General features: G+C 36.3%; 12 protein-coding genes and 2 tRNA genes. 1 reads left to right on the forward strand and 13 read right to left on the reverse strand.

Translation table 11 applies throughout. The features are described from left to right. Positions 1-192: 192 nt before the first annotated feature. The 12 genes from clpX to NST46_RS17665 all read right to left on the reverse strand — a co-directional run bounded on the left by clpX (position 193) and on the right by NST46_RS17665 (position 11,701). A complete protein-coding gene (gene clpX / locus NST46_RS17610; RefSeq protein WP_095307219.1) occupies positions 193-1,470 on the reverse strand; it encodes an ATP-dependent protease ATP-binding subunit ClpX in 1,278 nt (425 codons plus the stop codon). A 488-nt stretch (positions 1,471-1,958) separates the two neighbouring features. Beyond that, a complete protein-coding gene (gene tig / locus NST46_RS17615) occupies positions 1,959-3,248 on the reverse strand; it encodes a trigger factor (protein ID WP_095307220.1) in 1,290 nt (429 codons plus the stop codon). A gap of 135 nt (positions 3,249-3,383) precedes the next feature. Further along, entirely contained in the window at positions 3,384-4,364 is a 981-nt protein-coding gene (locus tag NST46_RS17620; RefSeq protein ID WP_095307221.1) for a tetratricopeptide repeat protein, read from the reverse strand. 1,042 nt (positions 4,365-5,406) lie between these two features. Beyond that, positions 5,407-6,411 (reverse strand): metal-binding protein ZinT, encoded by a 1,005-nt coding sequence (locus NST46_RS17625; RefSeq protein ID WP_341137526.1) that lies wholly within the window; start codon positions 6,409-6,411, stop codon positions 5,407-5,409. Between the two features lie 354 nt (positions 6,412-6,765). After that, positions 6,766-6,839: transfer RNA gene (locus NST46_RS17630), tRNA-Arg, on the reverse strand. A 10-nt stretch (positions 6,840-6,849) separates the two neighbouring features. Beyond that, a tRNA-Gly gene (locus tag NST46_RS17635) sits at positions 6,850-6,923 on the reverse strand. A 185-nt stretch (positions 6,924-7,108) separates the two neighbouring features. Continuing rightward, positions 7,109-7,618, reverse strand: a complete 510-nt coding sequence (locus NST46_RS17640) for a metallophosphoesterase (RefSeq protein WP_095307224.1) — start codon at positions 7,616-7,618, stop codon at positions 7,109-7,111. A 39-nt stretch (positions 7,619-7,657) separates the two neighbouring features. Beyond that, positions 7,658-8,251: an XTP/dITP diphosphatase gene (locus NST46_RS17645; RefSeq protein ID WP_095307225.1), complete on the reverse strand. Its 594-nt coding sequence runs from the start codon at positions 8,249-8,251 to the stop codon at positions 7,658-7,660. Between the two features lie 13 nt (positions 8,252-8,264). Continuing rightward, positions 8,265-9,020, reverse strand: coding sequence for a ribonuclease PH (gene rph / locus NST46_RS17650; protein WP_095307229.1), 756 nt, complete (start codon positions 9,018-9,020; stop codon positions 8,265-8,267). 185 nt (positions 9,021-9,205) lie between these two features. Then, complete coding sequence (locus NST46_RS17655) at positions 9,206-10,273, reverse strand: GerMN domain-containing protein (protein WP_095307230.1); 1,068 nt, start codon at positions 10,271-10,273, stop codon at positions 9,206-9,208. Between the two features lie 165 nt (positions 10,274-10,438). After that, the gene (racE, locus tag NST46_RS17660; RefSeq protein ID WP_095307232.1) at positions 10,439-11,263 is read right to left on the reverse strand and encodes a glutamate racemase; all 825 of its coding nucleotides are present in this window, start codon (positions 11,261-11,263) and stop codon (positions 10,439-10,441) included. A 21-nt stretch (positions 11,264-11,284) separates the two neighbouring features. Beyond that, complete coding sequence (locus NST46_RS17665) at positions 11,285-11,701, reverse strand: MarR family winged helix-turn-helix transcriptional regulator (protein ID WP_445321743.1); 417 nt, start codon at positions 11,699-11,701, stop codon at positions 11,285-11,287. Positions 11,702-12,157: 456 nt separating this feature from the next. On the opposite strand from NST46_RS17665, the gene NST46_RS17670 reads away from it, so the two are divergent. Beyond that, positions 12,158-12,382 (forward strand): helix-turn-helix domain-containing protein, encoded by a 225-nt coding sequence (locus NST46_RS17670; RefSeq protein ID WP_010651078.1) that lies wholly within the window; start codon positions 12,158-12,160, stop codon positions 12,380-12,382. Positions 12,383-12,441: 59 nt separating this feature from the next. Here the strand turns inward: NST46_RS17670 and NST46_RS17675 are convergent, their stop codons facing one another. Further along, a complete protein-coding gene (locus tag NST46_RS17675) occupies positions 12,442-12,909 on the reverse strand; it encodes an acyl-CoA thioesterase (protein WP_251661408.1) in 468 nt (155 codons plus the stop codon). Positions 12,910-13,289: the final 380 nt, after the last annotated feature.

Below are 13,289 nucleotides of genomic sequence, written 5' to 3' on the forward strand. Positions count from 1 at the left end.
TTCCGCTTTTGTGCTTATTATTACCTAAGTTTATAATTATAAACAAAAAGGAGCTGACTGAGTCAGTTCCTTTTAGGCAGTTAAGTAATAGTAAAAAAACTAACTGCATAAGTGCAACTAAGGCACTCCCAAAAATTCTGGCGAATGCCCTAGTTTTTCTAACAATGTAGTACCTGCTCAACCAGCCTCAGCTTATGCACTTTCTTTCGGATGCTTTTCATTTCCTTCTTTAACGGTTCCATCATGGAAAACCAACTTAGGGCTCCCGTTTTCGTCAGTAACTGTTTCTTTCGTAATGATGCATTTTTCCACATCTTCACGAGAAGGCAGATCAAACATTACGTCAACAATAATCCCTTCGATAATGGAGCGTAATCCACGGGCACCTGTTTTGCGCTCAATTGCTTTTTTAGCAATTTCAATAAGTGCATCATCTTCGAATTCTAAATCCACATTATCCATATCAAATAACTTTTGATATTGTTTAACGAGTGCATTTTTCGGCTTAGTTAAAATTTCAATTAGCGCATCCTCGTCCAATGGCGTCAAGCTTCCGATTACTGGAATACGCCCGATAAATTCTGGAATTAAGCCGTAGCGTAATAAATCCTCCGGTAATACTTTGGAAAGCAGCTCACCCATATCCAGATCTTCCTGCTTCTCGTTCGAGCCAAAACCGATTACTTTCTTACCTAGACGACGTTTAATTACTTGGTCAATTCCATCGAATGCTCCACCAACGATAAATAGAATATTTGTCGTATCAATTTGAATAAATTCTTGATGCGGATGCTTACGTCCTCCTTGTGGTGGTACACTTGCAACTGTACCTTCAAGGATTTTCAGCAACGCTTGCTGTACACCCTCACCCGATACATCTCTTGTTATCGAAGGGTTTTCCGATTTACGAGCGACTTTATCTATTTCGTCTATATAAATAATTCCTTTTTCTGCCTTTTCAACATCATAGTCTGCAGACTGAATGAGTTTGAGTAAAATATTCTCGACATCTTCTCCAACATATCCTGCTTCTGTTAATGAAGTCGCATCTGCCATCGCAAACGGAACATTAATAATACGAGCAAGCGTTTGAGCAAGCAATGTTTTACCACTACCTGTTGGTCCAATCATTGCAATATTACTTTTTGATATTTCTACATCATCTGTGCTCTTGGTTGAGTTAATTCGTTTGTAATGATTATATACTGCAACTGCAAGGTTACGTTTCGCTTTATCCTGGCCAATGACATAATCATCAAGAATATTACAGATTTCCTTTGGCTTTGGAATTTCATTCATTTCCATATCCTCGTCTGTACCTAGTTCTTCTTCAACGATTTCTGTACAAAGTTCAATACATTCATCACATATATAAACACCAGGTCCGGCGACTAATTTACGTACTTGTTCTTGACTCTTACCACAAAATGAACATTTCAATTGTCCTTTTTCTTCATTAAATTTAAACATACCATTTCACCCCTAAACGAGCTAAATAAATTCAGCTTTCAACTTTTATAGTCATCATATCAGATACAATTTAAAAAACAAAACAATATACTTTTTCCATCAAGCTAAATACGGTAAATCGACGATTCTATTTTCAAAAACAACAAACTAAAAATAAATTTACCTTGTTTTATCTATTATGGATATTTAACAGAAAAAGTCAATAAATTTAACTTCAGCATTTTGGTTATTGTTACTATATGATGTAGACACAAGATAAATTTCACTTATTTACAGAGGTTACACAGAAATCTCAGTGAAGATGACACTTTGCCATGTCAACGGACGGCTGACAATCAAAGTGCGGGATTCTCGAAGTCACATCGCAACATGCGAAAGTCTCACTGGACCTACTTATCCACCTTTTTTAAACGTACAATTACATCTCTAATAATGTAAAACAAGGTGCGATATGAATCGCACCTTGTTTTACTAATAATTTGATGTTATTACTTTGCAACCTTACTGTTGTCCACAAGGAAATCAATTGCCGCTCTAATTTTTAAGTCGTTTTTAATTGTTTCATTGCTTCCACCTAGCATTTGTACTAATTGATCAGCTTCAACGCCATACATAGATGCCATTTTTTCAAGCTCTGCATTTACATCTTCATCAGATGCTTCAATGTTTTCAGCTTTCACGATTGCTTCTAGTGTAAGATTTGTTTTAACACGTTTTGCTGCATCTTCTTTCATTTGCTCTTTTAATGCATCTTTATCTTGTCCAGAGAATTGAGCGTACATTTCAAGTGTCATACCTTGCATTTGTAATTGCTGTTCAAATTCTCTCAGCATTTGATCAAGTTCTGTCTCAACCATTGCATCTGGAATATCAACTTCCGTATTATCTGATGCTTGCCCGATTAAAGCTTCGCGTTTTTTATTATCTGCATCCTGTTTTCTTTGTGATTCAAGCTCTTCACGTTTTTTCTTTTTCAATTCATCAAGTGTTTCCACTTCGTCATCAACATCTTTAGCGAACTCATCATCAAGTTCTGGAAGTTCTTTTGATTTTATTTCATGGATCTTAACTTTAAATACAGCATCTTTACCAGCTAAGTTTTCTGCATGGTATTCTTCAGGGAAAGTAATTTCGATTTCTGTTTCTTCTCCTGCTTCTTTACCAATTAATTTTTCTTCAAATCCTGGAATAAATGAACCTGAACCAATTTCTAGTGAATGATTTTCACCTTTACCGCCTTCGAATGCTTCACCATCTAAGAATCCTTCAAAGTCGATAACTGCTGTATCGCCATCTTCTACTTTTCCATCTTCTTTCACAACAAGTTCAGCGTGACGCTCACGGATCGTATTAATTTCGTTTTCAACATCTTCATCTGTAACTTCTACAGACTCTTCTTCTACTTCAAGTCCTTTATAGTCACCTAACGTAACTTCTGGTTTCACTTCAACAATCGCAGTGAATACCAAATCTTTACCTTTTTCGATTTGCTCAATGTCTACTTCTGGTTGTGCAATTGGGAAAATATCTGTTTCGTCAATTGCTTTTGAATATGCCTCAGGTAATACGATATCTACCGCATCCTGATAAAGTGACTCTACACCAAAACGTTTTTCAAACATTCCGCGTGGAATTTTCCCTTTACGGAAACCAGGAATTTGTACATCCTTAGATACTTTTTTAAACGCTTTGTCCAATGCTAGATTAAATTCCTCAGCAGGTACTTCAAACGTTAACTGTCCTTTGTTACCTTCTTGTTTTTCCCATTTTGCTGTCATTCAAAATCCCTCCAAAATCTATTGTATCAATCAATTTTCATAATCTAATGTGTGAATGATAGTTATATTCGAATTTGCAACCATCTCATTATAACATAATTCGTACGGCTTTCAAGCATTTACTGCTTCGTTAATCTATTCTTCGATTATACTTAAGTATAAAGAATCACACATACTAATCTCTTTCATAATTCGTGCTATTGCTTCTGATACTTCTTCGTCACTATTTGTAGGTATATGTAAATACTGCTTTCCTATTTTCTTAATCGCTTCTGCAATTTCGTCAACTTCTTCAAAGGGCGGCATAAACGGGTAAATAACATAAACATAGCGGTAGAGAAGCTGCTTCAATAATTGAAAAAGTGTCGGGTTTTCCTGCTCCATATCCCGTAAAATAAATAGGATTTTGTTATAGATGTCATTGTCCTTCATGTCTTCTAAATCAAAAGGTACTATACCCATGCTTAAACTAAATTTATGTATTTCTATTTCGTCAGATACATTATTTTCCTTCAACCATATTAGAAGAGACGTTTTAATTACAGGATGAACATGTTCATTTGTTAAAAGTAATGAAACATCCCGATCAGGCTGCACTTTCATAGTCCGCATTCGATCTACAATACGCCATTGTTCTAAATGATTATCCTGATTAATAGCTTCATACAATTCTTCTATGATAGATCCTTTATTCTCTACTGCTAAATCCATTTTCATTTTTTCACTCATATCGTACAACTGCCTAAATTGCTCCTCAAGCAAGTCAGGAATCTCGCCACTCTCAAATTCATATTCTACCTGCTCCATTAACAAATCATATTGATTCGTCTGAAAAAGGATCGTTAAGTAAATATGTACATAGTGATAATAATCTTCATTCCTGAATTGAAGCAATTCTTCGCATAGATCTTGTGCTTCCGCTGTTCGACCTAGCTCCATTAGACAAATTAGCTTTCCGATTAGAATTTCGTGATTATCGATATGGTAGCTTAACAGAAGATTTAGCTTACTTAAAGCCTCTTCATAGCGTTTCTCTTGTAAAGCAAATAAACTTTCTTCCTCAAGTCTTTTCTGAAGCTTCGGAAAGAGTATTACATTTTCTGATCTCGAACTCATTGATTCACCTCTTTTCTCTATAGTATATAGTATATGAATTTCTTTAATTTGTATAAATACCCAAACTGAAAGAAATTAAACACAACAATATAGAAAGAGAAACCTAATTGCAATGATAGGTTTCTCTTTAGCAGCATTTTAATTAAGCAATAAAACTCTAGATGCCCAATTGTAAGCGCTACTATTATACTCGATTTTTAAAAAATCAGCTCCGAAGCTTAATAATTTTACTCATTTAAGTATAAATGAATATGTGAATGATTGCAATTTTCAAAGAAAAGGTTTGAGGTGGAATAACCATTGTTGTTCTATAGAAGCTCGTCGAACGGCGCGTATTGTGAAAGAGGGATCGTTATTAAAATCGATTCGTACTTTTTGAACCTATAGACACTATAGATTTAGTCCATCTTCAAATTCCTCAACTCTTATCTTTACTTATATTATATCATACGGAAAAAATTCAGAAAAAGTATATACGTACGAAGTAGCACTTTTTGAATAAATTTTAGTAAAAGTCCCCCGCCGAGTTTGGCGAGGGTTCGATCAAATACATTAAGAGATGTGGGGGGTGACTGTTTTGCTCTATACAATATCCAAATGTGAAGAAAGTATGGTCTAACGTTTATAACGATAGGATTCTAAAATCCTCCACATCTTCGAGAACGTCTACGGCTATTGCGCCTGCATCCATCTCGTCTATCACGGTCCCTGTCACGGTTCCGATCACGATCTCCCCTCAATTCTCGGCATTCGCAAACAAATCTTGAGCGATTACGGTCACGATCTCTGCGACCTCTTACATCTCCGAAAAAGAAATTATCGAAAAAACACATACTTTTCCCTCCCTCATAACGTATAAATCGGCCGGCCATACTAATAATATATTGCTATATGGAGTTGTTTGATTGTACAAACCGTCTGGTATAAATGAACATTTTACTGGGTATGGGAGTTAAATTAATACGGGAACTATAAAACTAAATAAGGATTGGTGCGTATAATTCCAATTCAACGCACCAATCCTTCTATTCCATTTTATCCTCTAATGCGCAATCATTTCGTGCACGATACTAGCTCCATCCATATCTTTTGGATAGTAAGTGGGCCAGTTTTCTACTTCATCTAATAATGCTTCACGATCATTTCCCCAATACAGATGATAGTGTCCAGCATCTGTAGGATAAATATTATGATCACTGAATTGGATGAATTGAGGGAGCTCATCACTATCTTCTGCTAATTTAAAAATATATCGAACCCCTCTATTTCCTGCTTCATATGTTAAAATCTCATAACCATCGTAGGCATATTCACCTGTTAACTCTTTGTCACTTTTTAAGAATGTTACAGTATCCTCTTCTATGATGATACGATCAACATCTGTTTCGTATCCTTGTGCGTAATATTGCTTATATTCTTCAGCAGTTCTATCTCCATTATGTTCTGATTTATAAGTAAACACTTCATCTAATGTACCATCTTTTAGATATGGATATACAGATTGCCAGTCTCCTTCCCAATCAGAGAGTTCTCGATCTTTAACTTGGCTGTCTTCAAAATAGCCATTGTAGATTTGTTCATCATGTGGATGATGACCATGACTACCATGGTCATCAATGACAATTTCTATCGGTACTGATTGTACATAGGCTTCATGTTCATCATTATATAGAACTGCCTTTATCTGCTGACCATTACGATTTGCCTCGCCTTTAAAACTGCTGCCTTTTTGTTCTGTGATAAGATTCCATTCAGCATCCTGATTATCTCTTATGTACCAGTGCCAATGATCAGACTCGCTTTCTTCTTCAAATACAGCTGTTAATTCAACAATATCACCTGTATGATAATGATCTGCTACCCCCTGGACGTCAACATCCTCGGCTACTTGATGATCGTTACTGCTGTTATGATCATGCAATGCACTTGAGGATGTATCCATATGCCCTTCTGCAACTCCTTCTTGCGGTTCAGCTTCCTGACAACCAACCAATACTAGTAGACTGAGTGTTAGTATACCTAACCCTTTTGAAAATGAAGTTCTCATTCCTAACACGCTCCTTTTCAACTTAACTTATTCGTAATCATTACTATTCGTAATGTTTACGATTTAGATTATACACAGTTCGATTGAGGTGCGTCAATATAAATATTTAAATATAATTGAAATATTTATTAGATAAGAAGATTGAATCTAGTAGATTCTCAGCAAAACGTTGAAGTTAATATTACTGATGATAGAGAATGAACAATGCTGCTTTTTAAGTTTTAGTATAGGAAAGTCGTTAATTATTTACGGGAGATATTAATTGATACCTAATCAGTAGCTTAAACTGTTCTCTATGCAATTTTTAAAATAAAAAAAGCCTTGTAAACAAATGTTTACAAGGCTTTTAAGAAGCGTCCCAGGCAGGATTCGAACCTGCGACCCACAGCTTAGAAGGCTGTTGCTCTATCCAGCTGAGCTACTGGGACAATTATGTTTTGGAGCGGGTGAAGGGAATCGAACCCTCATCATCAGCTTGGAAGGCTGAGGTTTTACCACTAAACTACACCCGCATCTTTTTTCTGTAAGTATGAATATGTTGTGAAAGTATGCACTACTTAACTGTATATGTAAAATAATATAGATTGTTCTCGCTGTTTTTAGCGGACAAGAATTATTATAGGCAGGAATCAATCTTTTGTCAACACTTTCCACCTAAAAATTTCAGGAAGTGTCTAGACACTTCCTGAAAATAATTTTATAATGATGCACTTTGTTTTAAATCTTCCACATGTTCCCCATCTAAATTATAAAAATGAATTGTTATATCAGAAGGGTCATCCCATTGCATAATGGCATACGTTTTTTCCATTCTATTTTTAGGTAATCGGACACTTCCTGGATTGATAAAAAGCTTATGATCAACTTGTTCTGCTCCAGCGATATGTGAATGACCAAAGCAAACTACTTGCGCTCTCTCTTCTTCCGCTCGGTACGATAAACGAATAAGGTTCATTTTCACATCGTATAGATGTCCATGTGTAATATAAAAAGTTAAGCCATCAAGCTCAATTGTTTGTTCATCTGGGTACCGAACATCGAAATCGCAATTACCGCCCACTCGGTAAAATCCTTGCAGTTCCTCTGAATCAAATTCCAGCTCTGAGTCACCACAATGAATTAACCATTTCACATCGTGTCTTTCTTTTATAGCAACAACTTCATTTGTCAGACCATGGCTATCACTTAAAATTAATACTTCTGCCAAATCATCACCTCCAGTTTAAAGGCAAGCATATAAAACTACTTATAACGTATGTATCCATTTTTCCAACTGAATAATCGCATTTCTACGGTGACTGATTTGATTTTTCACTTCCGGATTCAATTCTGCCATTGTTACTTCATATCCATCTGGTATGAAAATCGGGTCATATCCGAAGCCATTTTCTCCCTTTTCCGAAAAGGTTATTTTGCCTTCACAATATCCGGTCCGGAAGGTTGTTGCTTCACCAGGAATAGCAACAGCTAACACACAAATAAACCGCGCAGTGCGTTTGTCTTCACTTACTTCTTTCAATTCTTCTAGAACTTTATTAATGTTTGCCTTGTCGTCTTTCGGCTCTCCAGCATATCTGGCAGAAAAAAGACCAGGACGCCCATCCAGTGCATCAATCATTAAACCCGAATCATCAGCAAGTACTGGTATGTCTAATAGTGTAGCAATTTGCTCCGCTTTTAAGGCAGCATTCTCCTCAAAAGTTGATCCCGTTTCCTCCACATCTGGGGTCGATTGGTCTAAATCAAGTAATGATAATGCTTCGATTGATTTCTTAGCAAAAAAATCCTTGAATTCTTTTGCTTTTCCTTGGTTTTTTGTCGCAATTATAATTTGTTTCATCATTGATCTCCTATTATTTTGCAGGATTTGTTTCTCCTATACGATCTGCTAAATTACCAATTAGTTCTTTCTGAACTTCAACGATTTGCTGGAGCCCTTCTTCAGCAAGTCCTAGCATCGCCTGTAACTGCTTATTTGAAAAAGTTGCTTCCTCTCCAGTTCCTTGGATCTCTACAAATTCACCAGAGCCAGTCATAACAATATTCATATCAACATGTGCTTGGAAATCTTCCTCATAATTTAAATCTAATATTTCCTTACCATCCGGTAAAACCCCTACAGAAATTGCTGCTAAGTAGTCACGTACTGGCATTTTTGAGATTGCTTTTGTTTCCAGAAGCTTTCCAAAAGCAAGCACAACTGCAATAAATGCTCCTGTAATCGATGCCGTTCGTGTACCTCCATCTGCTTGAATAACATCACAGTCTACCCATACTGTTCGTTCACCAATTTTATCTAAATCCACAACTGCACGTAACGCTCGACCAATTAATCGTTGGATTTCCATCGTTCTTCCGCTTACCTTCCCTTTTGAAGATTCACGAATATTACGTTGGGCAGTTGCTCGCGGCAGCATCGCATATTCTGCAGTAATCCATCCTTTACCTTGTCCTCGCATAAACGGAGGAACACGGTCTTCAATACTGGCATTACAAATTACCTTCGTATTTCCAACCTCTATTAAGACAGAACCCTCAGGATGACTAATATAGTTTTTCGTAATCTTTATTGGCCTTAAATTATTCACTTCTCGTTGATCATTTCTCATAAATATTCCTCCTCTTACAACAATAGCTTATCATATTTTTTGCAAAAGCAACACGTTGATACACTTAATATTACTTACTCTTATTGAATCATAAAACATGTTTAAGCTTCAGCTTTTTGCATGTTGAATCTAAAAATCTCCCATCATTTATGAAAGAGGCTTGCAAAAGTTGCAGCCTCTTTCGATTAAAGTTTCTCTGTTGGAGTAAATGCTTGCTTAGTTACTGGTTCCGTATACTCTTCACCATTTTCATTAACGAGCTGGTCCACATCTTCCACTTTCACATCAACTGCCTCGACGTTCTCCTGTTCTGTTAATGTCCTTACCAACGTTTCCATTACTTCATCAGCAATTACAGCTTGTTCCGAATCCTGTAAAATATCTTTGCTAAAAACAAGCTCGAGTATACCATCATTTAAATCAGGCGAATTTGTTAATAGTGTATCCGGGTTAAAAACATGAACAACATTTGTCTTATAACCTGGTCCATCAATAAGCGCTTGAACGATCGAGCTATATTCATTTTCCTCCGTTACTTCGATATGTTGTGTGACTGGTACGTAATAGCGATTCTCGCCATGTTCTGAAGGATAGTACATTGTAACAGCTCTGCTTTCAAGTAAATCTAATGTGTCTGTGTCTGCAATGTTAATACCATTTGTCCGCGAATATCCTTCACCAATTGGCGTACCGTTTACTGGCATTTCTGTTTGTGGATGTCCGTTTATCCAAAGCTTCACTTTTGATACATTTTCAAATTGTGTCAATGTGTGGGTAATTGATTCTAATATTTTCAGCTCATCCGCTGCCTCATATGCCTTAAATTCTTCTGATACATCTACAATCATTGTGCCATCTTCTTGAAGATTTATCCCCAGCACCTCTGTTCCCTCAGGTAACACAGCTTGAAAACCATTCGGTAACATCTCGGTCACGGGACCACCTTTAACAAGGTATTCAACCACCTGGGTAGCAACTTGTTTTGTGTTTGGCAATTCAATTGTTTGAGGTGCCACCATTCCATTTGCATCAATTAAAAATAATTGTCTTGCAACTGTTTCTTCCGGATCGACTTCTCCTTCAGCATTTTCTTCATTCATAACGTCTTCCTCAGATATATTTTCCAAATTATCAACTGCCTCAGCATTCGGAGGTGGGTCCATCTCTTCCATCGATTGTTCTCCCTGAAAACAGCCAGATAGAATCACCGAAATACTAATCGTACCAATCAAAAGCTTTGCTCGCTTATGCATGCCATTACCTCCTACGATGGTTTGTACTATTATATATACGAGCCCTCAACGAAAATAGACCAATCAATAACAGAAAAAATATATTCGGGTAGATGACAAATCGCATTCTACACAAATGAAAATATGATATTTTCTTCTTCAAAAAAAAATCAGGCTCTGATTTTTTCAGAATACCTGATTTTTACTAAGGTTCGCTTTTTTGATTGTAAGCATTTGGAAGTTTGAATCCTTAAAAATACTTTTCGAAATTTCGATAAAAATTTCCAAGTCACCAGTTGCATAAAATTGATGAACAGGTGATTGTTCATCTTTATTCAACAAATGATGAACATCTAAAATGGTACTTGTTTCTCTAGCAGTCTCTTCACTTGAAGAAATAACGGTTACATGATTTCCAATCACTTCTTGTATCGTATTTTTTAATAGTGGGTAATGGGTACACCCTAAAATCAATACATCCATTTCTTTACCATGTTTTAGTGGAACCAGCGATTCTTCCACCACTTCTCTTGCCTGGTTCCCTGCAAGAACTCCTTTTTCTACCATCGGGACAAATAAAGGGCAGGCTAGTGCAGTTACATGAATATCAGATTTAATTTTCTTTAAAGCTAGCTCATATGCACCACTTTTTACAGTGCCTTCCGTTCCAATAATCCCGACTTGATTATTTTCTGTAAATTTAATTGCTGCCCTTGCACCAGGCTTAATCACACCAATAACAGGAATATCCAATTTTTCCTTAAGATCTTTCAATGTAAATGCCGTTGCTGTATTACATGCAATTACCAGCATTTTAATATTTTTTGTTAATAAAAATTCTACCATTTCCCAAGTGAATTGCTTTACTTCCTTTTCAGACCTTGGCCCATATGGGCATCTTGCCGTATCCCCTAAATAAATTAACTTCTCCTTTGGCAGCTGACGCATGAGCTCATGAACTACTGTTAAGCCACCAACTCCGGAGTCGATTACACCAATTGCTCTATCCAAAATTGTTTCTCCTCTTTGTTGTTATTTCTCATTCACTATTTTCATTTCCTGATAGAGGAAATCTAACAATTGATTTAGTGAATTTTTCTCATCTTCGCTGAATTTATTGAGAACTTTGCCTAAATAATCCTGCCTTTCCAGAATTACTTCACGAATAATTGTTTTCCCTTTTTCTAATAAATGTATTCGAACTACCCTTCTATCGTTAGTATCACGTACCCTTTCAACAAGTTCATTTTTCTCCATGCGATCAACCAAATCTGTCGTTGTACTAAAGGCTAGACTAATCTTGTTGGATAGCTCTCCAATCGTTAAATCACCTTCTTCTAACAGCCATTGCAAAGCAACGAATTGTGGTGATGTGATTGGATAATTATTTAAGATTTTCCGACCATTCTGTTTGATCATTCCAGATATATAACGGAGCTGCTTCTCCATTTTTTTTATCGATTCAGCTGGTTCTAATACTTCTTTTTCCAAAGTTTTACCCCCCAGATTTTTCCTTAACGAATAGTTTATCACATGATGTCCCTAAATAAGGGATATATTCTTTGCATAGTATATTCAAAACGAAATAATTTTGCCTATCATAGGAAAATGCCTACTTGTCCAAGAAACCGTCAGTTAATCAAAAAACACTTTTTATGGATTACTTTATTATATATTAAACGATATCCGCTAAATTGGGAACTAATCATTACTTTTTCAATAAAAAAGCATATATATGGTAACGTTATCTTTTTTCGCCTTTAATTGTTTAAAACCGGTCATTATATTTTAATTCGATATTTCCATTAAATGTACGCACCGATTCTGACGGTCTTCATAAGCTATTATTGACTAAATAATTTCCCTTCATAACTGTAGCTCTATAGAGCAAGGAGGGGGTAACATTTGAAGGACAACGAGTATAAACCGAAGCAATTACTGACCAAACGCGAAAAAGAAGTGTTTGAACTATTAGTGCAGGATAAGACAACAAAAGAAATAGCACAAGAATTGTTTATTTCCGAAAAAACTGTCCGGAACCATATTTCAAATGCTATGCAGAAACTGGGAGTTAAGGGGCGGTCTCAAGCCGTAGTTGAACTTCTTCGCATGGGGGAATTAAAGCTTTGAAAAAATCGACTTCCCTTTTACAGGGGAGTCGATTTTGTTTGGCAAATAAGAAAGAAAACTTACTTATTTGCATAAGCGCAATTAGGACATTCACCTAAAAGCTTTTTCATTTCGTCAGGCATTGGAGTGGGACGACCTTTCTGCGGATTAATGTAAACGATTCGTCCTCGTCCAGTTAGAGCAATTTCTTCGTTGTCTTTTACAGCCATGTAATGTACATCGAACGAAGTATTACCAATCGTTGCTACTTTTACATACATTTTAAGACGCTCATCGAAGTACATTTGCTGCAAGTAATCACATTGCAAATCTGCTACTATAATTGCCTCTTCTTCGCTCTTGAGATTGTTAAAAATACCCAGCGAATTAAGATAGTCGACTCGCGCTTCTTCAAAATAAATAAATGCTGAAACATTATTTACATGTCCATACATATCCGTTTCTGAAAAACGTACTTTTATAGGTGTAAAAAAGCTAAATTCAGAACGCCATTGATCCATATTATCAATATAATTAACCGATTTCATACGATCCCCTCCAAGCTGGTTACTATCAAAATTCTATATACACATAAGTAGAATAAAGAGTAGGTAGTTACTTAACTTACACATATTTTTAGTTACAAATTGATATAAACTATGGATTAGTGTATTTAAATGGATTGCGCGTCTACCCGCTCCGGAAATATAATTCGCGCATCCAAAGGGGGGCTGGTGAGCCTCCTTGTTCTGCCGCACTGCGTAGTCTCACCGATGCTCTTCTTCCCACAGGAGTCTACGTATATTTCCTCCGCTAGTATATGCTCACCAATTATTACTTGTGGAATTAATAAAAACGATATCGATGCGCTACCAGTCCAGGTGAGCACAGGGCGGTGACTCCTCGAAAATAAAAACCAATTTTATTC

This window comes from Oceanobacillus sp. FSL W7-1309, assembly GCF_038002145.1.
In the GTDB taxonomy this organism is placed as follows: domain Bacteria; phylum Bacillota; class Bacilli; order Bacillales; family Amphibacillaceae; genus Oceanobacillus; species Oceanobacillus profundus.

Coding starts and splice junctions, on each gene's coding strand:
- NST46_RS17665 (WP_445321743.1), bottom strand. CDS start 11,701: ATGGAGAAGCAGCTCCGTTATATATCTGGAATGATCAAACAGAATGGT.
- NST46_RS17645 (WP_095307225.1), bottom strand. CDS start 8,251: ATGAAACAAATTATAATTGCGACAAAAAACCAAGGAAAAGCAAAAGAA.
- clpX (WP_095307219.1), bottom strand. CDS start 1,470: ATGTTTAAATTTAATGAAGAAAAAGGACAATTGAAATGTTCATTTTGT.
- NST46_RS17655 (WP_095307230.1), bottom strand. CDS start 10,273: ATGCATAAGCGAGCAAAGCTTTTGATTGGTACGATTAGTATTTCGGTG.
- NST46_RS17625 (WP_341137526.1), bottom strand. CDS start 6,411: ATGAGAACTTCATTTTCAAAAGGGTTAGGTATACTAACACTCAGTCTA.
- NST46_RS17620 (WP_095307221.1), bottom strand. CDS start 4,364: ATGAGTTCGAGATCAGAAAATGTAATACTCTTTCCGAAGCTTCAGAAA.
- NST46_RS17675 (WP_251661408.1), bottom strand. CDS start 12,909: ATGAAATCGGTTAATTATATTGATAATATGGATCAATGGCGTTCTGAA.
- rph (WP_095307229.1), bottom strand. CDS start 9,020: ATGAGAAATGATCAACGAGAAGTGAATAATTTAAGGCCAATAAAGATT.
- tig (WP_095307220.1), bottom strand. CDS start 3,248: ATGACAGCAAAATGGGAAAAACAAGAAGGTAACAAAGGACAGTTAACG.